The sequence below is a fragment of the Pseudomonas sp. M47T1 genome (genome assembly GCF_000263855.1).
In the GTDB taxonomy this organism is placed as follows: domain Bacteria; phylum Pseudomonadota; class Gammaproteobacteria; order Pseudomonadales; family Pseudomonadaceae; genus Aquipseudomonas.
In genome coordinates, this window is record NZ_AJWX01000014.1 from 124,666 (window position 1) to 146,812 (window position 22,147).

Genomic DNA, 22,147 nt, shown 5'->3' on the forward strand with positions numbered 1-22,147 from the left:
CTTTCCCACCCCTTGCAATATCGAAGGTGGACTAGAATGGCAGTGCCGTAGAATATCAGAGAAATAATCCCCTAGGGCCAATGCAGAAAGCCGAACAACTGTTTCAAAGGAAGACGAGGCAGGACTGGCCAGCATTAAGGCATCATCTTGTGCAGCGAGTTGCTCGCAATGCACGGACACCCAAATGGGCAATACAAGAGAGGATATTTTTTGTGTACAGCGGTGGACTTGGGCGTGCCAACGTGCGTCTCCGCTTTTCACACGCACCGGGATATTAACCACCTGTTACAGTATGATATCTGACGCGCTTGGACTTTCTCATATATATGACAACGCTCAGAACCGGCCCAATCACCAGCCCAACCAAAAACGCCAGCATGACAAAGATTGAAACCGGAAGTTGCGGCAGCGAATACCCAAAGAAAACCAGCGACGCAGGCTGCTGATTTTCCAGCATGAACACCACGACCACAGCCATTACCACCAAAACGATGAGCCCCAGCAGCAGCCTTTTCAGATTACGCAATGCCCCGCCCTCCAAGGCTGATCCACTCAAGCATGCTCATGCTCTTCATCCTCATTCACCCGATCCCGCAATTCCTTGCCCGGCTTGAAATGCGGCACAAACTTCCCATCCAGGCTAACCGATTGCCCAGTCTTGGGGTTGCGCCCCACCCGCGGCGCGCGGTAGTGCAGGGAGAAGCTGCCGAAGCCACGAATCTCGATCCGATCCCCGGTGGCCAGGCACTGTGACATCTGCTCAAGCATGGTCTTGATCGCCAGCTCCACATCCTTGGATGAGAGCAAGCCTTGATGGGTGACAATACGGTCGATCAGTTCAGATTTCGTCATATTTTTCCCTTCTTTATCAAGAAGCTAGACAATCGCTTGAAAGGTTTTAGCATGGCTGGAAGGATTTGAACAGCCCGTGTATTGACTTGTTGCAAAGGTTTACGGTAGATCGCGCGCCGCCCGCCGCCCGGGCGCTGGCACGTGGCCGGCTCAGGTGTCCTTGCATCTCACCACCAGGCTGCGACTGGACATGCCTGCAGGATTGATACCAAAGGGGTAGTCAGGGGTGTCGTCCTGGAGGTCCGTGGACTTGGCCACCACGCTGTACCCCGCTACGCCGCAGGCGTCCTCGGCTTTTTCATAGCATTTGTCCCACGATGAGGTGAGCCCCGAGCAGTTGATGTGCAGGGTGGCGATACCTTTCACTTCATGCCTGGACATCGTTGCGTCGCAACCTGCCAACGCGAGCACCAGCATTCCCAGCAGCAGTCCTTTCATTCGCATCCCTTGTAGCGCCCCTGAAATGAACAGCAGCCATTTCAATGAGTACCTCTATGCCCTGTTTTGGGTAGACACCTGATTTCACAGGAGATTCTGCCCCACCAGCGCTTTTTTGTGGGGAGCCCCAGAGTGGCGGCTGTATATGACTGTTTAATGTAGCAAGGCTGACGACTTTCGCCTGACTGCCGGCGTAGCACGCAAGGAAGCGAGCCAGTGAGGCTCGCTTCTGTGGCCAGTGCGTTGAAGCAACGCTCGATGCCGGTAGCGATTACGCGCGCCCTGAGCGCGCGTGGTGAGCGCTTGAGGCCCAGCGGCGGCGCTTAAGCGCTTTACACCCTGAAAGGCCTGCTAGGGGCTCAGGACGCATTACTCAACTTCAACGTCGATGGCCTGATCGCCCTTGGGCGTGCGCTCGACGTTGAAGGTGACCTTCTGGCCTTCTACCAGGGTTTTGAAACCGTGCGATTTTATTGCCCTGTAGTGGACGAACAGGTCTTTACCGCTCTCGGCCGAGATGAAACCGAAGCCTTTGTCGTTGTTGAACCATTTGACGGTGCCGGTTGGCATGGTGGTTTCTCCTTGAAATATGGGTGGGCAGACGGTTGAGGCCTGCCTGCTTCCTGCCTGATGATGTGGACAAGCCTTGGGATAGTGCGGGAGGGAGGTTGGGGGATCAATGGCAGGTGTATTTCGTCATGTAGCCTCAAGCCAAGACCGCGATGCAAGCGACGCGGTCTTTCTGATGCACGGCGTCGATGCAATCGCGAGCAAGCTTTGCTCCCACAGTATGTACCCACCTACATAGCAGCAACTGTCCATCATGTGGGAGCGGGCTCTGCCCGCGAAGAGAGCGCCGCGGTGTTTCAGATACTTCGCGGTGTTCTTTTCGCGGGTAGAACCCGCTCCCACAGGTTGCTCAACACCATAGAATCTCCCACAGTGCCAAGGCTCACATCGTTGTTTGCATTGGCATTGTGGGGGCGGGCTCTGCCCGCGAAGAAAGCGCCGTGGTGTTTCAGATACTTCGCGGCGCTCTTTTCGCGGGTAGAACCCGCTCCCACCAAGGCGTGATCTGCTTGAAACCGCATTGCCCGCATCGCGACTAAAGTCGGCTCCTACGCCGCGATCACAGTGTGCACCGCACCTCTGTAGCAGCTGCCGAAGGCTGCGTCACAGGCGGCGCGGTGGATCAGCCAGTGCGCGGCGTCTGTGACGCGACCTGGCGGCCACTGCTACAGAATCGCCCACAAACAGATGCAGGCCAAATCGCGCCCACAAAAAAGGGCGACCGAAGTCGCCCTTTTTCTTAATGGTCAGTCAGAACTTAGTTCTGCTTTTCCATTTGAGCACGCAGCAGGTCACCCAGGGTGGTTGGACCGGTTGCGATGTCCGAAGCAGCTGGCTTGTCGCGCAGGCTCTGGATTGCTTCTTTCTCGTCTTCAACGTCTTTCGACTTGATGGACAAGTTGATCACGCGCGACTTGCGGTCAACGCTGATGATCTTGGCTTCGACTTCTTCGCCTTCCTTCAGGACGTTACGCGCGTCTTCAACGCGGTCACGGCTGATTTCGGAAGCTTTCAGAGTGGCTTCGATGTCGTCGGCCAGGGTGATGATGGCGCCTTTGGCGTCAACTTCTTTAACGATACCGCGAACGATAGCGCCTTTGTCGTTGACAGCAACGTAGTTGGAGAACGGATCGCTTTCCAGTTGCTTGATGCCCAGGGAGATGCGCTCACGCTCTGGATCAACAGACAGGATCACAGTGTTCAGCTCATCGCCTTTCTTGTAGCGGCGTACTGCTTCTTCGCCAGCTTCGTTCCAGGAGATGTCGGACAGGTGAACCAGACCGTCGATGCCGCCGTCCAGACCAATGAAGATACCGAAATCGGTGATCGACTTGATGGTGCCGGAGATTTCGTCGCCCTTGTTGAACTGGCCAGAGAAGTCTTCCCATGGGTTCGACTTGCACTGCTTGATGCCCAGGGAGATACGACGACGCTCTTCGTCGATGTCCAGAACCATGACTTCCACTTCGTCGCCGACTTGTACGACTTTCGAAGGGTGGATGTTCTTGTTGGTCCAGTCCATTTCGGAAACGTGTACCAGGCCTTCAACGCCTTCTTCCAGCTCAGCGAAGCAGCCGTAGTCGGTCAGGTTGGTCACGCGCGCCATGACGCGGGTGTTCTCTGGGTAACGAGCCTTGATAGCAACCCATGGGTCTTCACCCAGTTGCTTGAAGCCCAGGGAAACACGATTGCGCTCGCGATCGTACTTCAGAACCTTGACGTCGATCTCGTCGCCAACGTTGACCACTTCGGAAGGGTGCTTGATGCGCTTCCAGGCCATGTCGGTGATGTGCAGCAGGCCGTCCACGCCGCCCAGGTCCACGAAGGCGCCGTAGTCGGTGAGGTTTTTGACGATACCCTTGACCTGCTGGCCTTCCTGCAGGGATTCCAGCAGAGCTTCGCGCTCGGCCGAGTTCTCTGCTTCCAGGACGCTGCGACGGGAAACGACAACGTTGTTGCGCTTCTGGTCCAGCTTGATGACCTTGAATTCCAGCTCTTTGCCTTCCAGGTGCGTGGTATCACGAACCGGACGGACGTCGACCAGGGAACCAGGCAGGAACGCACGGATGCCGTTAACGTCGACAGTGAAGCCGCCTTTAACCTTACCGTTGATAACGCCCTTGACCACTTCCTCGGCGGCGAAAGCTGCTTCCAGAACAATCCAGCACTCGGCGCGCTTGGCTTTTTCACGGGACAGCTTGGTTTCGCCAAAGCCGTCTTCGACCGCGTCCAGCGCAACGTGAACTTCGTCACCGACCTTGATGGTCAGCTCGCCAGCTTCGTTGTAGAACTGCTCGAGCGGGATGACGCCCTCGGACTTCAGACCGGCGTGGACAGTAACCCAGTCACCGTCGATATCGACAACGATACCGGTGATGATCGCACCTGGTTGAAGGTTGAGGGTTTTCAGGCTTTCTTCAAAGAGTTCCGCAAAGCTTTCGCTCATTTTAATTCCTGTAGATTTGGGCGGAAAAAACGCCCATCAGCCGCACTCCAGACAATGCGGGTTCGTTCAAAGTAAAGAAGGCGCACAGGCTAGGGACTGGTTTCCCGTACGCTTTCTGGTCACCCGGCGATATCGCGCAGCGCGATTTCGCTCATGATGCGTTCCAGCACCTGCTCGATGGACAATTCCGTGGAATCCAGCTGTATGGCGTCAGCCGCCGGCTTGAGCGGGGCTACCGCTCGCTGGGTGTCACGCTCATCGCGCGCACGTATCTCATCTAGCAGACTCGACAGACTAACATCTTCGCCCTTGCCCTTCAACTGCAAGTAACGACGACGCGCACGCTCCTCGGCACTGGCGGTGAGGAAGATCTTCAACGGCGCGTCGGGGAACACCACGGTGCCCATGTCGCGGCCATCGGCGATCAGCCCCGGCGCTTCCTGGAAGGCGCGCTGGCGCTCCAGCAGGGCCGCGCGCACGGCCGGCAGGGCCGCGACCTTGGAGGCGCCGGCGCCGGCGGTTTCGGTGCGGATGACGGTACTGACTTCGTCACCTTCCAGAATGATGCGTTGCAGCTGGCCTTCGGTGGCGGCAATGAATTGCACATCCAGATGTGCGGCCAGGCGGGCCAGCAGGTCTTCGTTGTCCAGGGCTACGCCGTGGTTGCCGGCATTGAAGGCCAGCAGGCGATACAGGGCGCCGGAGTCGAGCAGGTTCCAGCCCAGGCGCTTGGCCAGGATGCCGGCAACGGTGCCCTTGCCCGAACCGCTTGGGCCGTCGATGGTAATTACTGGCGCGTGGGAAATCACGACTTGCCCTCTTCTGTTACACGGATCCCGACCTGGCCACACAAGGCCAGGAAGTTGGGAAAGGAGGTGGCGACGTTGGCGCAATCGAGGATGCGAATGGGCGCGCTGGCCCGCAGCGATGCCACGCTGAAGGCCATGGCGATGCGATGATCGCCCTGCCCCTGTACTTCGCCGCCGCGCAGTGCGCCGCCGTCGATGATGATGCCGTCCTCGGTTGGCTGACAGTTTACACCCAGGGCCTGAAGACCGTCGGCCATGACCTGGATGCGATCCGATTCTTTTACCCGCAGCTCCTGGGCGCCGCGCAGCACGGTACGCCCCTGGGCCACGGCTGCGGCGACGAACAGCACCGGGAATTCATCGATGGCCAGCGGCACCAGGGCCGCCGGGATCTCGATACCGTTGAGCGGCGCGTAGCGCACGTGCAGGTCGGCCACGGGTTCCCCGCCCACTTCGCGCTGGTTCTGCAGGCGAATGTCGGCACCCATCAGCTTAAGAATGTCGATGACACCGGCACGGGTGGGGTTGATGCCCACATGTTCCAGTACCAGGTTCGACCCTTCGGCAATGGACGCGGCCACCAGGAAGAACGCCGCCGAGGAGATGTCGCCCGGCACTTCGATGCGCGTGGCACGCAGGCCATGACCCGAAGCCAGTGACACGGTGGCGCCTTCGCGATTCACCGGGTAGCCGAAGCCGCGCAGCATGCGCTCGGTGTGATCGCGGGTGGGGGCCGGTTCGGTGACGCGGGTTTCGCCTTCGGCGTACAAACCCGCCAGCAGCAGGCTGGATTTGACCTGGGCACTGGCCATGGGCAGCGTGTAGTCCACGGCCTTGAGGGCCTGGCCACCCTGTATGGTCAGGGGCGGCAGGCCGTCGGCCGCGGTGTCGATGCGCGCGCCCATGTCGCGCAGCGGCTTGGCCACGCGATTCATGGGGCGCCTGGACAGGGACGCATCGCCCGTGAGCACGCTGTCAAAACGCTGGGCCGCCAGCAGGCCGGCCAGCAAACGCATGGTGGTACCCGAATTGCCGACATAGATCGGCCCCGGCGGCGGTTGCAGGCCATGCAGACCCACGCCATGAATGGTCACGCGGCCGTGGTGCGGGCCTTCAATGACCACCCCCATGTCGCGGAAGGCTTGCAGGGTGGCCAGGGCGTCCTCGCCTTCCAGGAAGCCGTCGACTTCGGTGGTGCCGTCTGCCAGCGAACCCAGCATGATCGAGCGATGCGAAATGGACTTGTCGCCCGGCACGCGAATACGCCCGGCCAGGCTGCCGCCCGGGGCGGCGATGAAGTTCAGGTCGCAGGCCTCGCGCTTGTCCACGTAGGCGCGGCGCGCAAGGATCTTGCCAAAATGCTCGCGCGCCATGCGCGCGCGGGTGAACACACCCAGCATCTTCTGGCCGTCACCCACGTCCACCGCGTCGCGCAGGGCATCCAGGTCACTGCGGAAGGTGTCGAGGGTGCGCAACACTGCATCGCGGTTGGCCAGGAAGATGTCGTGCCACATCACCGGATCACTGCCGGCAATGCGCGTGAAGTCGCGGAAACCGCCCGCCGCGTAGCGGAAGATGTCCAGGTTTTCGTTGCGCTTGGCCAGCGAGTCCACCAGGCCGAAAGCCAGCAGATGCGGCAAGTGGCTGGTGGCTGCCAGCACTTCGTCATGGCGCTCAATGGCCATGTGCTCCACATCGGCACCCAGGGCACGCCACAGGGCGTCGACCACGTGCAGGGCACGGGGTGCGGTTTCTTCCAGCGGCGTAAGAATGACTTTGTGGCGACGGAACAGCTGGGCGTTGGAGGCTTCCACCCCGCTCTGCTCAGACCCGGCAATGGGGTGCCCGGGCACAAAATTGAGCAGTTGCTGCGCGCCCAGCACCTGACGGGCGGCACGCACCACGTTGCCCTTGGCGCTGCCCACGTCGGTGAGGATGGCGTCACCCAGGTCGAGTGTCGCCAGCTTGCCGAGCAGTTTTTCCATGGCCAGGATGGGCACGGCCAACTGGATCACGTCGGCGCCCTGGCAGGCGGCAGCCAGATCTTCTTCGCAGCGGTCGACCACGCCCAGCTCCACCGCCAGCTTGCGCGACTGCGGATCCAGGTCCAGGCCCACCACTTCGCCGCACAGGCCGCTTTCGCGGACACCCTTGGCAAACGAACCACCGATCAGCCCGAGGCCGACCACCACCAGGCGACCGACCAGCGGCGCTGGCGCTACAACAGCCGAAACACCATCAACCACGGGCCAGGACCTTGCTGAGCGCGTCCAGGAAACGGCCGTTCTCGGTGGGCAGGCCAATGGTCACCCGCAGGTGATTGGGCATGCCGTAGTTGGCCACCGGGCGCACGATCACGCCCTCTTGCAGCAAGCCCTGGAACACCGGGGCCGCCACGCGACCGAGGTCGATGCACAGGAAGTTGCCCTTGGACGGGATCCAGCCCAGGCCCAGGGCCCGGCAACCGTCTTCCAGTTGCTGCATGCCGAACTCGTTGAGCTCGCGACTCTTGGCCAGGTAGTCACTGTCGGCCAGCGCCGCACAGGCGGCCGCCAAGGCCAGGCTATTGACGTTGAACGGCTGGCGCACGCGGTTGAGCACGTCGGCGATGACCGGCGACGACAACGCGTAGCCGACCCGCAGCGCCGCCAGGCCGTAAGCCTTGGAGAAGGTGCGCGACACCAGCAGGTTGGGGAACTCGGCCAGGTAGTCGAGGCCGTCAGGCAGCTCGCCGCCCACGGCGTATTCGATGTAGGCCTCGTCCAGCACCACCAGTACGTCCGACGGCACGTCACGCAGGAAGTCGCTCAGCGCGTGGGCATTGAACCAGGTGCCGGTGGGGTTGTTGGGGTTGGCGATGAACACGATGCGGGTGTTGGCGTCGATGGCCGCCAGCATGGCCGGCAGGTCGTGCCCCCAGTCCTTGGCCGGCACCACGCGCGCCTCGGCGCCTACGGCCTGGGTCACGATGGGGTAGACAGCAAAAGCGTGCTCGCTGAACACCGCGTTCTGGCCCGGCGCCAGGTAGGCACGGGTCACCAGCTCAAGGATGTCATTGGAACCGTTGCCCAGGGTGACCTGATTGAGCTGCACGCGGCAGCGCTCGGCCAGCAGGGTCTTGAGCTCAAAACCGTTGCCGTCAGGGTAGCGCGTCAGCTCGGCCAATGCCTTGGCAATGGCTTCACGCACCTTGGGGCTGGCGCCCAGCGGGTTTTCGTTGCTGGCCAGCTTGACGATGTTGGCTGGGTCCAGGTTCAACTCGCGGGCCAGCTCGTCCACTGGCTTGCCAGGCACGTAAGGCGACAGTTTTTGTACGCCCGACTGTGCCAGGGCGAGAAAATCACTCATCACTAAACCTCAAAGAACCGCTTTCGGGTAGGAGCCCAGCACCTTGAGTGCCACAGCTTCCTGACTGATTTGTTCGAGCACACCCTTGATCAGGGGATCACGGTGGTGGCCAACGAAATCGATGAAGAATACGTAGGTCCATTTACCGCTGCGTGACGGACGGGTTTCGATGCGAGTCAGGTCGATGCCATTGTCGTGGAACGGCACCAGCAGCTCGTGCAGCGCGCCCGGGCGATTGCTCATGGACACGATGATCGAGGTCTTGTCGTCGCCGGTCGGCGGCACTTCCTGGCTGCCGATGATCAGGAACCGCGTGGCGTTGTCCGGGCGGTCCTCGATTTTTTCAGCCAGGCGTTGCAGGCCGTAGAGGCTGGCCGCCATGTCGCCGGCAATGGCCGCCGAGTTCCACTCGCCCTTGACCCGCTTGGCCGCCTCGGCATTGCTGGACACGGCAATGCGCTCGACGTTGGGGTAATGGGCGTCCAGCCACTTGCGGCACTGGGCCAGCGACTGGGCGTGGGAGTAGATGCGCGTGATGGAATCGGTCTTGGTGCTGTCACCGATCAGCAGGTGGTGGTGGATACGCAGCTCCACCTCCCCGCAGATGACCATGTCGTGCTCCAGGAAACTGTCCAGGGTGTGGTTGACCGCACCCTCGGTGGAGTTTTCCACCGGCACCACGCCGAAGTTGACCGCACCGGCCACCACCTCACGGAACACTTCGTCGATGGCCGCCATCGGCTTGCTGATGACGGCGTGGCCGAAGTGTTTCATGGCCGCGGCCTGGGTGAAGGTACCTTCAGGGCCCAGGTAAGCGACTTTCAGGGGGTTTTCCAGGGCCAGGCACGAGGACATGACTTCGCGGAACAAGCGCGCCATCTCTTCGTTGCTCAGCGGCCCCTTGTTGCGTTCCATCACGCGCTTGAGCACCTGGGCTTCACGCTCGGGCCGGTAGAACACCGGCACCTCGCCTTCAGCCAGGGAGGCCATTTTCACACGGGCCACTTCTTCGGCGCAGCGGGCGCGATCGCTGATCAGTTCGAGAATTTTCTCGTCCAGCGCATCGATGCGAACCCGCAGGGCCTTCAGCTCCTGGTCGGACATCAGGCGTTTTCCTTCTCGAACTCGCTCATGTAGGCCACCAGCGCTTCAACAGCATCCAGGCCCAGGGCGTTGTAGATGGAGGCACGCATGCCACCTACTGAGCGGTGACCCTTGAGGTTCAGCAGGCCACGGGCGTCGGCACCGGCCAGGAAGGCCTTGTCCAGGCGCTCGTCGGCCAGGCGGAACGGCACGTTCATCCACGAGCGGGCGTTGTGGGAAATAGGGTTGGTGTAGAACTCGCTGCTGTCGATGAAACCGTACAGGCGGTCCTTCTTGGCGCGGTTGCGCGCTTCCATGGCGTCGACGCCGCCCTGCTCTTTGAGCCACTCGAACACCAGGCCCGACAGGTACCAGGAATAGGTGGCCGGGGTGTTGTACATCGAGCCGTTGTCGGCCGCGATCTTGTAGTCGAGCATGGTTGGGCAGGCGCTGCGGGCGCGGCCCAGCAGGTCTTCGCGAATGATCACCACCACCAGGCCGCTGGGGCCGATGTTCTTCTGCGCGCCGGCGTAGATCATGCCGTACTGCGACACGTCGATGGGGCGCGAGAGGATGTCGGACGACATGTCCACCACCAGCGGCACGTCACCGGTCTGCGGTACCCAGTCAAATTCCAGGCCGCCGATGGTTTCGTTGGAGGCGTAGTGAACGTAGGCGGCGCCTGGGGTCAGGTTCCACTCGTTCTGGCCCGGGATGGCCAGGTAGTCGTAAGGCTTGGCGCTGGCCGCGACATTGATGTTGCCGTAGCGACGCGCTTCCTCAATGGCCTTCTTCGACCAGATGCCGGTCTCGATGTAGTCGGCGGTACCGCCTTCAGGCAGCAGGTTCAGCGGGATCTCGGCGAACTGCTGGCTGGCGCCGCCTTGCAGGAACAGCACTTTATAATGGGAGGGAATGGACAGCAGGTCGCGCAGGTCCTGCTCGGCCTTGGCGGCAATGGCCATGTAGTCGTCGCTGCGATGGCTCATCTCCATGACGGAGAGGCCCTTGCCACGCCAGTTCAGCATCTCGGCCTGGGCGCGTTGCAGGACAGCTTCAGGGAGCGCAGCTGGACCTGCGCAGAAGTTAAAGGCTCGGTTGCTCACATCCACTCTCGCTCTGCTTGAATTCGTTAGATCGGTGGCGAACCCTTCGCGGGCAGAGCCCGCTCCCACACAGGCAATTCGCGCTTATTTGCCTTGGTGGGAGCGGGCTCTGCCCGCGAAGGGGGTACCACCCAAATATCACTGAGGGCACCGAAGTGCCCCCATGATCCATCACAACAATTTATTCCTGCGGCAACTCGTCGTCGCCCGCCAGGTCATCGGGCGTTTCTACACCTTCAACCGACGCTTCGACACCCTCTTCGCCTTCGAGCAATTCCTCGCCCTCGACTTCCGATGGTTCCTGCACGCGCTCAAGGCCTACCAGGGTTTCGTCGCTGGCCAGCTTGATCAGCGTGACGCCCTGGGTGTTACGGCCCAGGCTGGAGACTTCGTCGACACGGGTGCGCACCAGGGTGCCCTGGTCGGAAATCAGCATGATCTCCTCACCGTCCAGCACCTGTACAGCCCCTACCAGGCGGCCGTTGCGCTCGTTGCTGACCATGGCGATAACGCCCTGGCCGCCACGCTTGTACTCCGGGAACTCGCCAATGGCAGTGCGCTTGCCGTAACCGCGTGCGGAAGCGGTGAGGATCTGGCTGCCTTCTTCCGGGATCAGCATGGAAATCAGCTTTTGGCCTTCCGGCAGGCGCATGCCGCGCACACCACGGGCAGTACGGCCCATGGCCCGTACGTCGGATTCCTTGAAGCGGGTGACCTTGCCGCCGTCGGAGAACAGCATGACTTCACGCTCGCCATCGGTGATGGCCGCGCTGATCAACACGTCGCCTTCGTCCAGTTCCAGGGCGATAAGGCCCACGCTGCGCTGGCGGCTGAAGGATTCCAGCGGGGTCTTCTTCACGGTGCCGTTGGCGGTGGCCATGAAGATGAAATGACCTTCGGTGTATTCCTCTACCGGCAGCATGGTGGTGATGTACTCGCCATCTTCCAGCGGCAGCAGGTTGACCAGCGGGCGACCACGGGCGGCACGGGATGCCTCTGGGATCTCGTAGGTCTTGAGCCAGTACACCTTGCCTTTGCTGGAGAACAGCAGCAGCGTTGTATGGCTGTTCGCTACCAGCAGGTGAGCGATGTAGTCCTCGTCCTTCACGCCAGTGGCCGACTTGCCCTTGCCGCCGCGGCGCTGGGCCTGGTAGGCAGCCAGTGGCTGGGTCTTGGCGTAGCCGCCGTGGGAGATGGTCACCACGCGCTCTTCTTCCGGGATCATGTCACCCAGGGTCAGGTCCAGGCGCGCATCGAGAATCTCGGTGCGGCGCACGTCGCCGAATTCGGCGCGGATCACTTCCAGCTCTTCGCGGATCACTTCCATCAGGCGCTCGGCACTGCTGAGGATGCGGATCAGTTCGCCGATCTGGTTGAGGATCTCCTGGTACTCGGCCAGCAGCTTCTCGTGCTCCAGGCCGGTGAGGCGGTGCAGGCGCAAGTCCAGAATGGCCTGGGCCTGTTCCGGCGACAGCCAGTACTTGCCTTCACGCAGGCCGAACTGCGGGTCCAGGTTCTCGGGACGCGAGGACTGGGCGCCCGCCGCTTCCACCATGGCCACCACGGCGCTGGATTCCCAGGCGGTGTTGATCAGGGCTTCCTTGGCCTCGGACGGCGTGGGCGATGCCTTGATCAGGGCGATGACCGGGTCGATGTTCGACAGCGCCACGGCCTGGCCTTCCAGGATATGGCCACGTTCACGGGCCTTGCGCAGCTCGAACACGGTACGGCGGGTTACCACTTCGCGACGATGGCGAACGAAGGCTTCCAGCAGGTCCTTGAGGTTGAGGATGCGCGGGCGACCGTCGATCAGGGCGACGATGTTGATACCGAACACCGCCTGCATCTGGGTTTGGGCGAAGAGGTTGTTGAGGATCACCTCCGGCACTTCGCCACGACGCAGTTCGATGACGATGCGCATGCCGTCCTTGTCGGACTCGTCACGCAGCTCGGTGATGCCTTCCAGTTTCTTCTCTTTAACCAGCTCGGCGATCTTCTCGATCAGGCGAGCCTTGTTCAGCTGGTACGGCAGCTCGGTAACGACGATCTGCTGGCGGCCGCCTACCTTGTCGATGTCTTCGACCGTGGAGCGCGCACGCATGTAGATGCGGCCACGACCGGTGCGATAGGCTTCGATGATGCCGGCGCGGCCGTTGATGATGGCGGCGGTCGGGAAGTCCGGCCCCGGGATGAACTGCATCAGTTCATCAACCGTGATGTCGGCGTTGTCGATCAGCGCCAGGCAACCATCGATGACCTCGCCCAGGTTGTGCGGCGGGATGTTGGTGGCCATGCCCACGGCGATACCACTGGAACCGTTGACCAGCAGGGTCGGGATGCGCGTAGGCATGACCGCCGGGATCAGCTCGGTGCCGTCGTAGTTGGGCACCCAGTCCACGGTTTCCTTGTGCAGGTCGGACAGGATCTCGTGCGCCAGCTTGGTCATGCGCACTTCGGTGTATCGCATGGCCGCGGCGTTGTCGCCGTCCACCGAACCGAAGTTGCCCTGGCCGTCTACCAGCAGGTAACGCATGGAGAAGGGCTGGGCCATACGCACGATGGTGTCGTAGACCGCAGTGTCACCGTGCGGGTGGTACTTACCGATCACGTCACCGACCACACGGGCGGATTTCTTGTACGGCTTGTTCCAGTCGTTACCCAGTTCACTCATCGCAAACAGAACGCGGCGATGCACGGGCTTCAAGCCATCACGCGCATCAGGCAGTGCACGCCCGACAATCACGCTCATCGCGTAGTCGAGGTAGGACTGTTTCAGCTCGTCTTCGATATTGACCGGGAGGATTTCTTTGGCCAGTTCGCCCATGAGAAGCCTGATTCCTTTTTCTGGTGAAACTCCGTCACATCCATTGGGACGAACGAAGCTCGCCGCCGACGGCCAATGCCGTGAGGCGACTTACGACAAATCAACGAGTTATGCTGTGGATCTGCGCAGTGGGGGCCGCACCAAAGGGCGACCCTGGAAACCGTCGGATGTTACCACAATCGCCGTCAGGGACCTATCCCCTGCAAGGCTTGCAAACCCATTAATTGACGGGTAATCGGGCGTGGGGTGGCTCTGAGGGGCTTTTGGGGGGATTTGCGGCGTGCGCGATGCCCACTTTACTCAAGCGAACCACCAGCAGGAGCGGGCCGCGGCCGCGAAGCAGGCGCCAACCCGCGCAGGGCCGGGCGGGCTCAACGGGCAGGCGATTACCCGCCGCGGGATGCAAAGTGACTGCAGAGCTCAATGCAACCGCTTGCGGCACATCAATTGCGCCATCTTTGCCGCATCTGGCCGCTCGACAATGCCCTTTTCGGTCACGATTGCATCAATCAGGTCCGCCGGCGTCACGTCGAACACCGGATTGAACGCATCCACGTCCGCCCCCACCCGCTGGCCACCCACTTCCAGCAACTCACGCCCATCACGCTCTTCAATGGGAATGTCTTCGCCACTGGCCAGGCTCATGTCGATGGTGGAACTGGGCGCCACCACCATGAAACGCACGCCGTGGTGCATGGCGGTGACCGCCAGGCCGTAGGTGCCGATCTTGTTGGCCACGTCGCCGTTGGCGGTGATGCGGTCGGCGCCGACGATGACCCAGGTGATGCCCTTGGTCTTCATCAGGTGCGCGGCAGCCGAGTCGGCGTTGACGGTGACCGGGATGCCTTCGTTGGCCAGTTCCCAGGCCGTCAGGCGCGAGCCCTGCAGCCAGGGGCGGGTTTCATCGGCGTAGACGCGCTCCACCATGCCTTCGATAAACGCACCGCGAATCACACCCAGCGCCGTGCCGAAGCCACCCGTGGCCAGGGCGCCAGTGTTGCAGTGGGTCAGCAAGGCCTGGACGTTCCCCTGGTGACGGCGAATCAGGTCCACGCCCAGCTGGGCCATGGTGAGGTTGGCTTCGCGGTCGCTTTCATGGATGGCGATGGCCTCGGCTTCCAGCGCCGCCAGGGCGTCGGGGCTGTCCTTTACCCGTTCCAGGCGCTCGCGCATGCGCCCCAGCGCCCAGAACAGGTTAACGGCAGTAGGCCGCGACTGGCTCAACCGGGTGAAATCCTGTTCCAGCGCCGCTACCCAGTCGCCGCCCTGGGCCAGGCGCTGCCGGGCCGCCAGCACCATGCCGTAGGCGGCGCTGATGCCAATGGCCGGCGCACCGCGCACCACCATCGAACGAATGGCCTCGGCCACCCCAGCGGCGTCGCTGTAGGCCCGCCAGGTTTCTTCGTGGGGCAACACACGCTGATCGAGCAAATACAGGGCGTCGGCACGCCAATCGATGGCCTTCACTTTTTCTGCTGCCAATAGACGATCGCGCATTGCCCACCCCTAATCTGAAAGCTGACATCAAAAGCGGCCGATTATAGCGAGCCCCCGACGAAGACGCTCGGGTATACTTCGCCATCACCGAACCAAAGCACTGGATACCCACCATGCCCAACGCTGCCGAGCCCCTAGACCTGTTGCTGCTGCCCACTTGGCTGGTGCCTGTGGAACCGGCCGGGGTGGTGCTGAAGGATCATGGCCTGGGTGTCCGTGATGGCAATATAGTGTTCATTGGCCCGCGAACGGAAGCCCTGCGGTTGCAGGCCCATGAAGTGCGCGAGCTGCCGGGCATGCTGCTGACCCCAGGCCTGGTCAATGCTCACGGGCATGCCGCCATGACCCTGTTCCGCGGCCTGGCCGACGATTTGCCGTTGATGACCTGGCTGCAGGAGCATATCTGGCCGGCCGAAGGCCGCTGGGTGGACGAGGATTTCGTGCGCGACGGCACCGACCTGGCCATTGCCGAACAGCTCAAGGGCGGCATCACCTGCTTCTCGGACATGTATTTCTACCCGCGCACGGCCAGCGAACGCGTGCACCACAGCGGCATGCGCGCGCAAATCACCATTGCGGTGCTGGATTTCCCCATTCCCGGCGCCCGCACGGCCGATGAGGCGCTGCACCAGGGTGTGGAACTGTTCAGCGACCTGAAGCACCACCCGCGCATCAGCATTGCCTTTGGCCCTCATGCCCCCTATACCGTGGGCGACGAGAACCTGGAGAAAATCCGCGTGCTGGCCGACGAACTGGACGCCGCCATCCAGATGCATGTGCACGAGACCGCCGGCGAAGTGGAGCAGGCCCTGGCCGCCAAGGCCGAGCGCCCATTGGCCCGCCTGGCCCGCCTGGGTTTGCTGGGCCCGCGCTTTCAGGCCGTGCACATGACCCAGGTCAGCAACGACGACCTGGCTCTGCTGGTAGAAAGCAACACCAGCGTGGTGCATTGCCCCGAATCCAACCTGAAACTGGCCAGCGGCTTCTGCCCGGTGGAACGCCTGTGGCAGGCCGGCGTCAATGTGGCAGTTGGCACCGACGGCGCCGCCAGCAACAATGACCTGGACCTGCTGGGCGAAACCCGTACCGCAGCGCTGCTGGCCAAGGCCGTGGCCGGCAACGCCACCGCCCTGGACGCCCACCGCGCCCTGCGCATGGCCACGCTCAATGGTGCGCGCGCCCTGGGCATGGAAGCGGCCATCGGCTCGCTGGAAGTGGGCAAGGCCGCCGACCTTACGGCGTTCGACCTGTCGGGCCTGGCGCAACAGCCGGTGTACGACCCGGTTTCGCAATTGATCTACGCCACCGGCCGGGACTGCGTGAAGCACGTCTGGGTCGCTGGCAAACACCTGCTCGACGACCGGCAGCTCACGCGCCTGGACGAGCAGGCACTGGCGGCAACCGCTGCCCACTGGGGCCAGCGCATTGGCGCCCGGCACGAATAACCGCGCGGTGGCCCACCCGCCACCGGCCTTACACCGAATTCAAGCAAGTTTTCAGAGGACACCCCATGAGTAACGTCGACCACGCCGAAATCGCCAAGTTTGAAGCCCTGGCGCACCGCTGGTGGGACCGCGAGAGCGAGTTCAAGCCGCTGCACGACATCAACCCCATGCGCGTCAACTGGATTGACGAGCGCGCCAGGCTGTCGGGCAAGAAAGTCCTGGACGTGGGCTGCGGCGGCGGCATCCTCAGCGAAGCCATGGCCCTGCGCGGCGCCACTGTGACCGGCATCGACATGGGCGAGGCCCCGCTGGCCGTGGCCCAGTTGCACCAGCTGGAATCCGGCGTACAGGTGGAATACCGGCAGATCACCGCCGAAGCGCTGGCCGAGGAAATGCCCGGCCAGTTCGACGTAGTCACCTGCCTGGAAATGCTCGAACACGTGCCCGACCCCTCCTCGGTGATCCGTGCCTGCTTCAAGATGGTCAAGCCGGGCGGCCAGGTGTTCTTCTCCACCATCAACCGCAACCCCAAGTCGTATCTGTTCGCGATCATCGGCGCCGAATACATCCTCAAGCTGATGCCGCGCGGCACTCATGACTTCAAGAAATTCATTCGCCCCTCCGAGCTGGGCGCCTGGGCCCGTGCGGCCGGCCTGTCGGTCAAGGACATCATTGGCCTGACCTACAACCCGCTGACCAAGCACTACAAGCTGGCCGCCGACGTCGACGTCAACTACATGGTCCAGACCCTGCGGGAGGAGTGATCAATGCGCTTGAGAGCAGTTCTCTTCGACATGGACGGCACCCTGCTCGACACGGCGCCGGACTTCATCGCCATTTGCCAGGCAATGCTGGCCGACCGCAACCTGCCGGCCATCGATGACCAGCTGATTCGCGACGTAGTGTCGGGCGGGGCCAAGGCCATGGTCTCGGCCACCTTCGCCCTGTCGCCCCAGGCGCCGGAGTTCGAGGCCTTGCGCCTGGAGTTCCTGGAGCGCTACCAGGTAGGCTGCGCCGTGCACAGCCACCTGTATGAAGGCATGGCGCAACTGCTGGAAGACATCGAACGGGCCGGCCTGCGCTGGGGCGTGGTCACCAACAAGCCGGTGCGTTTTGCCGAGCCTATCATGCAGCAACTGGGCCTGGCCGAGCGCTCGGCCCTGCTGATCTGCCCCGACCACGTGACCCACAGCAAGCCCAACCCGGAACCGCTGATCCTGGCCTGCAAGATGCTCGACCTGGACCCGGCCAGCGTGCTGTTCGTGGGTGACGACCTGCGCGACATCGAGTCCGGCCGTGATGCGGGCACGCGTACCGCTGCGGTGCGCTACGGTTACATTCACCCGCACGACAACCCCAGCCACTGGGGCGCCGACGTGGTGGTGGACCACCCGCTGGATTTGCGCAAGGTGCTGGATCAGGCGTTGTGTAGCTGCTGACCGTCCGCCAGACAACCCATGCGTGGGAGCGGGTTCTACCCGCGAAAAGCACACCGCGAAATACCCAAGACACCGCGGCGCCCTTTTCGCGGGCAGGGCCCGCTCCCACAAATTGCCCAAACCGTGGGAGCTTTTCCTCCATGTTCGACTACACCGCCCCACCCGCCCTGCTCCAGGGCCGCGTCATCCTGGTCACCGGCGCTGGCCGGGGCATTGGTGCCGCAGCTGCCGTTACCTACGCCGCCCACGGCGCCACGGTACTGCTGCTGGGCAAGACCGAAGCCAACCTGAGCCAGGTCTACGACCAGATTGAAGCCGCCGGGCATCCCAAGCCGGTGATCGTCCCCTTCAACCTGGAAACCGCCCTGCCCCACCAGTACGACGAACTGGCGGTGATGATCGAGAACGAGTTCGGGCGCCTGGACGGCCTGCTGCACAACGCCTCCATCATCGGCCCGCGCACACCGCTGGATCAACTGGCCGGCGAGCACTTCATGCGCGTGATGCACATCAACGTCAACGCCATGTTCATGCTGACCAACACGCTGCTGCCGCTGCTGAAGCTGTCGAACGACGGTTCGGTGGTGTTCACCTCCAGCAGCGTGGGGCGCAAGGGCCGGGCCTACTGGGGTGCCTATGGGGTGTCCAAGTTCGCCACCGAAGGCCTGATGCAGACCCTGGCCGACGAACTGGATGGCATGGGCACGTTGCGGGCCAACAGTGTCAACCCGGGCGCCACGCGTACCAGCATGCGGGCCCAGGCCTACCCGGCGGAGGCGCCGGAAAAGAACCCGCTGCCCGAGGCCATCATGCCGGTCTATCTGTACCTGATGGGTGCCGACAGCGCAGGCGTCAACGGCCAGGCCTTCAACGCCCAGTAACCCTTAGTGCTGGGCGACCGCGGCAACGCGCTCGCGGCGCACAGGCCGCTGTTCCAGCTCCAGGGCCATGCAGCGCTCCAGGAAGCCGAACATGTAGTCGTAGCTCATGCACACGGCGCGGCGCAGCTCGGCCTGCAGCGCCTTGGTGGGGTTGTGCCCAGCCAGGGTGCAGATGATCTCCAGCGCTTCCCACGGGTGGGCATCGTCGTACTGGGCGTGCATCTTCAGCCACTTCATGGCGCGCTTGCGCCCTTCCTCCGGGAACGAATTGGCATAGATATCGTTGGCGCAGACCACGGCCGACCATTCGCCCGTGGCCCCTTCGATGGCGTAGTTGGTGGCGGCGATGCCGACAATCAGCGAGTCGGCAGACGTGGTTTGCCAACACCAGTGGCTCAGCGCCAGAAGTTCGGCCGGCACGTCCTGCGCCTGCAGATCTTCCAGGCTGACGCCATGGGCATTGCACCAGTTCACCCAGTAATCGGCATGGTTGAGCTCCACGCGAATGTTGCGCATCAGCCAGCGCCGGGCCATGTCTTCGCCAGGGTGGCGGCCAAAACGGGTCTTGGTCAGACTTTGCGCCATGTACAGGGCAAACTGCTCGACCACCGGCCAACCACCAATCAGGTACTGACGCATGGTCTTGGCGCTCAACGTGGCGTCGCGCATGCTGCGGTACAGCTCGTGCTCCACCACACGACGCTTGCTTTCGCTGCAGTCACGAATCAGCTGTTGGGCCCAGAGCGGGTAACTGGTGGCTTCCATAAGGGGGCCAGTACGAACGAACGCCTCGATCACTTTTCAGATTCCTTCTTTTTGGAGTGATGGTCACGGCTACAGCCATCAGCGAAACGTGCCCGGCGCCTTGAACAACAGGGGCCGGGGCCGTACGTCACGACGCTGCAGACTTTCGCAGGTGAATACCTGTGGACGTTCTATCAGATAACCCTGAGCATAATCCACCCCGATTTCCAGCAATGCCTGCTCTATCAGTGGAGTTTCCACAAACTCGGCGATGGTTTGCTTGCCCATTACGTGGCCGATGTGATTGATGACCTCGACCATGGCCCGGTTGATGGGGTCATCGAGCATGTCCTTGACGAAACTGCCGTCGATCTTGAGGAAGTCCACCGGCAAGTGCTTGAGGTAGGCGAACGAAGACATGCCCGCACAGAAATCGTCCAGCGAAAAGCGGCAGCCCAGGCCCTTGAGCTCATTGATGAAGCGAATGGCGCTACCCAGGTTGGAGATGGCCGCGGTTTCGGTGATTTCGAAACAAATCAGCTCAGGCGGAATGGAGAAGCGCTGGAACTGCTCGCGCAGGTACTCCAGGAACGCCTCGTCGCCAATGCTGGTGCCCGACAGGTTGATCGCGCAGATGGCCAGCGGGCCCTTGGCGCCCTCGCTCATGCATTGCTGGACGATCTTGAACACGTTCTGCACCACCCAACGGTCCAGCGCGGTCATCAGGCCGTAGCGCTCGGCGGCCGGAATGAAGTTTTCAGGCATGATCATGCGCCCGCCTTCATCGTGCAGGCGCAACAGGATCTCGATATGCCCGCCGGAACTGTCCGTGCGCCCCAGCGAGGCGATTTCCTGGGCGTACAGCACGAAGCGGTTTTCTTCCAGGGCCATGTGCAAACGCTGAACCCAGGCCATTTCGCCAAAGCGCATGGACAGTTCGGTGTCGTCGGCGTGGTACACCTGCACGCGGTTGCGGCCCTTTTCCTTGGCCATGTAGCAGGCCATGTCGGCGGCACGCAAGGACGCTTCCAGGGTGGTGGGCGCCTGGGAAATATGCACCAGGCCCAGGCTGACGGTGGTCACGAACGGCCGGCCCTTCCACACGAAGTGCAGGTTCTGCACGGTCTGGCGCAGGCTTTCGGCAATGCGCTCGGCGACGTCGGCCGGGCAATTTTCCAGCAGAATGCCGAACTCGTCGCCCCCCAGCCGCGCCAGGGTGTCACCGTCGCGCAGCCCCGACTGCAGCAACGTGCAGATATGGCGCAGCAGTTCGTCGCCAGCGGCGTGGCCACAGGTGTCGTTGACCAGCTTGAACTGGTCCAGGTCCAGGAACATCAGCGAGTGGCGGCTTTGGCTGCGGCTGACATTGCCCAGCGCCTGCTCCAGGCGGAATTCGAATTCGCGGCGGTTGGCCAGGCCGGTCAGGGCGTCGTGGGTGGCCTGCCACGACAGGTTGGCGATGTACTGGCGTTCCTGGGTCATGTCGTGGAGCACCAGCACGGTGCCGCTGATGCGCCCATCGGTGCGAATGGGCGCGCCCACCAGGGTCACCGACACGGTGCTGCCGTCCAGGCGCTGGATCAGCTTGGCGTGCTCGCTGCCCCCGGTCAGCTGGCCACCGAGGATGTGCTCGATCAGGGTGAAACTGTCTTTTTCGGCGTTTTCGTCCAGCAGGTTGAACAGCGACGCCAACGGCAGCCCTGCGGCCTGCTCGGCATTCCAGTGGGTAAGCTGTTCGGCCGCCGGGTTCATGTAGGCGATGCAGCCTTCGAAGTCGGTGGCAATCACGCCGTCGCCGATGGACGCCAGGGTTACCTGGGCCCGCTCCTTTTCCAGCTCCAGGGCGTTGGCAAAGGCATGGCGCTGGCTCAACAGGCGGTGCACCCGCCACAGGGCCAGGGCAATCAACAGCACCGCAGTGGTGAGGTTGACCACCATCAACAGCCGCCAGAGGAAGCGCGAACCTTCGCCCAGCGCGTCGCTGAAGGCCTTGGCCGCTGGCGTGACGCCGTCGTTGATGGCCAGTATCTGGTCCTTCCAGCGCATGATGTCTTCATCGCTGGCGCTGCCAGAGGTGATACCGGCGTGCATTTGCCGGGCCACCGAGTCCAGTTGCACCAGGTAGCTGTCACCCACGGTCCAGCGCTCGATGGCGCGCTCCAGGTAGCTGAAGTGGCGGAAATTGAGGTACAGCCAGATCAGACTGGACACATCGTCCGGGTGGTTGCCGCCCTGCAGGATACCCTGGCGGGCGGCCACCAGGTCCGGGGTGGGCCGGTCCAGGGCCACGCGCAGGTCGTGGCTGCCCTGCGGCACGGCGATGGCAGCCTGGTATTTGCTGAAAATGCGCTCGTCGCGGCTGTCGGCGTAGAGGTTCAGATAATAGATGGCGTCCTTCTGGCCCTTGGACCACAGACTCTCACCGGCCACATAGCCGCGCACTGCCGACAATGCGTAAAGGCTGATGCAACCCAACAATGCCTGAAACAGTACGACTGCGATAAATGGCCAGACGATGCCCAATAATCTCGGCGTTTCGAGAGTCCGATTTTGCTTCATGAGGTCCCTTGCATCAGCAGAGCCAGACAACCATCCAGGAAAACTCCACTCACATCAGCTTAGCCTAGGCCAAAACCGCACAATTAGAGGACTCTTGATGGCCAGG

General features: G+C 62.4%; 18 protein-coding genes. 4 read left to right on the forward strand and 14 right to left on the reverse strand.

Annotated features, from left to right (window positions below; all coding sequences use genetic code 11):
• Positions 1 to 274 precede the first annotated feature (274 nt).
• The 12 genes from PMM47T1_RS16075 to mtnA form a co-directional block, all read right to left on the reverse strand.
• Complete coding sequence (locus PMM47T1_RS16075; RefSeq protein ID WP_008370715.1) at positions 275 to 526, reverse strand: LapA family protein; 252 nt, start codon at positions 524 to 526, stop codon at positions 275 to 277.
• 26 nt (positions 527 to 552) lie between these two features.
• On the reverse strand, positions 553 to 852 hold the full coding sequence (gene ihfB, locus PMM47T1_RS16080) for an integration host factor subunit beta (RefSeq protein WP_008370717.1): 300 nt from the start codon (positions 850 to 852) through the stop codon (positions 553 to 555).
• A 150-nt stretch (positions 853 to 1,002) separates the two neighbouring features.
• Positions 1,003 to 1,290 carry a hypothetical protein gene (locus PMM47T1_RS16085; protein WP_043301166.1) on the reverse strand — a complete coding sequence of 96 codons (288 nt, stop codon included), beginning with the start codon at positions 1,288 to 1,290 and terminating at the stop codon, positions 1,003 to 1,005.
• A gap of 369 nt (positions 1,291 to 1,659) precedes the next feature.
• Positions 1,660 to 1,860: a cold-shock protein gene (locus tag PMM47T1_RS16090; protein ID WP_008370719.1), complete on the reverse strand. Its 201-nt coding sequence runs from the start codon at positions 1,858 to 1,860 to the stop codon at positions 1,660 to 1,662.
• Positions 1,861 to 2,617: 757 nt separating this feature from the next.
• A complete protein-coding gene (gene rpsA / locus PMM47T1_RS16095) occupies positions 2,618 to 4,306 on the reverse strand; it encodes a 30S ribosomal protein S1 (protein WP_008370720.1) in 1,689 nt (562 codons plus the stop codon).
• Between the two features lie 119 nt (positions 4,307 to 4,425).
• Positions 4,426 to 5,115: a (d)CMP kinase gene (gene cmk / locus PMM47T1_RS16100; protein ID WP_008370721.1), complete on the reverse strand. Its 690-nt coding sequence runs from the start codon at positions 5,113 to 5,115 to the stop codon at positions 4,426 to 4,428.
• Entirely contained in the window at positions 5,112 to 7,322 is a 2,211-nt protein-coding gene (locus PMM47T1_RS16105) for a bifunctional prephenate dehydrogenase/3-phosphoshikimate 1-carboxyvinyltransferase (protein ID WP_043301167.1), read from the reverse strand. The genes cmk and PMM47T1_RS16105 overlap by 4 nt, the downstream gene beginning before the upstream one ends.
• A gap of 31 nt (positions 7,323 to 7,353) precedes the next feature.
• Positions 7,354 to 8,463 (reverse strand): histidinol-phosphate transaminase, encoded by a 1,110-nt coding sequence (gene hisC / locus PMM47T1_RS16110; protein WP_008370725.1) that lies wholly within the window; start codon positions 8,461 to 8,463, stop codon positions 7,354 to 7,356.
• A gap of 9 nt (positions 8,464 to 8,472) precedes the next feature.
• Entirely contained in the window at positions 8,473 to 9,567 is a 1,095-nt protein-coding gene (gene pheA / locus PMM47T1_RS16115) for a prephenate dehydratase (protein ID WP_008370726.1), read from the reverse strand.
• Positions 9,567 to 10,652 (reverse strand): 3-phosphoserine/phosphohydroxythreonine transaminase, encoded by a 1,086-nt coding sequence (serC, locus tag PMM47T1_RS16120; RefSeq protein WP_008370727.1) that lies wholly within the window; start codon positions 10,650 to 10,652, stop codon positions 9,567 to 9,569. Before serC ends, pheA begins: the two co-directional genes overlap by 1 nt.
• A gap of 181 nt (positions 10,653 to 10,833) precedes the next feature.
• Positions 10,834 to 13,476, reverse strand: a complete 2,643-nt coding sequence (gene gyrA / locus PMM47T1_RS16125) for a DNA gyrase subunit A (RefSeq protein ID WP_008370728.1) — start codon at positions 13,474 to 13,476, stop codon at positions 10,834 to 10,836.
• 420 nt (positions 13,477 to 13,896) lie between these two features.
• Positions 13,897 to 14,973, reverse strand: a complete 1,077-nt coding sequence (gene mtnA / locus PMM47T1_RS16130; RefSeq protein WP_008370731.1) for an S-methyl-5-thioribose-1-phosphate isomerase — start codon at positions 14,971 to 14,973, stop codon at positions 13,897 to 13,899.
• 113 nt (positions 14,974 to 15,086) lie between these two features.
• On the opposite strand from mtnA, the gene PMM47T1_RS16135 reads away from it, so the two are divergent.
• The 4 genes from PMM47T1_RS16135 to PMM47T1_RS16150 all read left to right on the forward strand — a co-directional run bounded on the left by PMM47T1_RS16135 (position 15,087) and on the right by PMM47T1_RS16150 (position 18,738).
• Positions 15,087 to 16,418 (forward strand): TRZ/ATZ family hydrolase, encoded by a 1,332-nt coding sequence (locus tag PMM47T1_RS16135; RefSeq protein ID WP_008370733.1) that lies wholly within the window; start codon positions 15,087 to 15,089, stop codon positions 16,416 to 16,418.
• A gap of 65 nt (positions 16,419 to 16,483) precedes the next feature.
• Entirely contained in the window at positions 16,484 to 17,182 is a 699-nt protein-coding gene (ubiG, locus tag PMM47T1_RS16140) for a bifunctional 2-polyprenyl-6-hydroxyphenol methylase/3-demethylubiquinol 3-O-methyltransferase UbiG (RefSeq protein ID WP_008370735.1), read from the forward strand.
• Positions 17,183 to 17,185: 3 nt separating this feature from the next.
• Complete coding sequence (mupP, locus tag PMM47T1_RS16145) at positions 17,186 to 17,857, forward strand: N-acetylmuramic acid 6-phosphate phosphatase MupP (RefSeq protein WP_008370738.1); 672 nt, start codon at positions 17,186 to 17,188, stop codon at positions 17,855 to 17,857.
• 140 nt (positions 17,858 to 17,997) lie between these two features.
• Entirely contained in the window at positions 17,998 to 18,738 is a 741-nt protein-coding gene (locus PMM47T1_RS16150; protein ID WP_008370739.1) for a YciK family oxidoreductase, read from the forward strand.
• Between the two features lie 3 nt (positions 18,739 to 18,741).
• Here PMM47T1_RS16150 and PMM47T1_RS16155 read toward each other — a convergent pair whose 3' ends face one another.
• Together PMM47T1_RS16155 and PMM47T1_RS16160 are read right to left on the reverse strand one after the other, a co-directional pair.
• Positions 18,742 to 19,536 carry a TenA family transcriptional regulator gene (locus PMM47T1_RS16155; RefSeq protein WP_008370741.1) on the reverse strand — a complete coding sequence of 265 codons (795 nt, stop codon included), beginning with the start codon at positions 19,534 to 19,536 and terminating at the stop codon, positions 18,742 to 18,744.
• Positions 19,537 to 19,581: 45 nt separating this feature from the next.
• Positions 19,582 to 22,041, reverse strand: a complete 2,460-nt coding sequence (locus PMM47T1_RS16160; protein WP_008370743.1) for an EAL domain-containing protein — start codon at positions 22,039 to 22,041, stop codon at positions 19,582 to 19,584.
• Between the last annotated feature and the right edge of the window lie 106 nt (positions 22,042 to 22,147).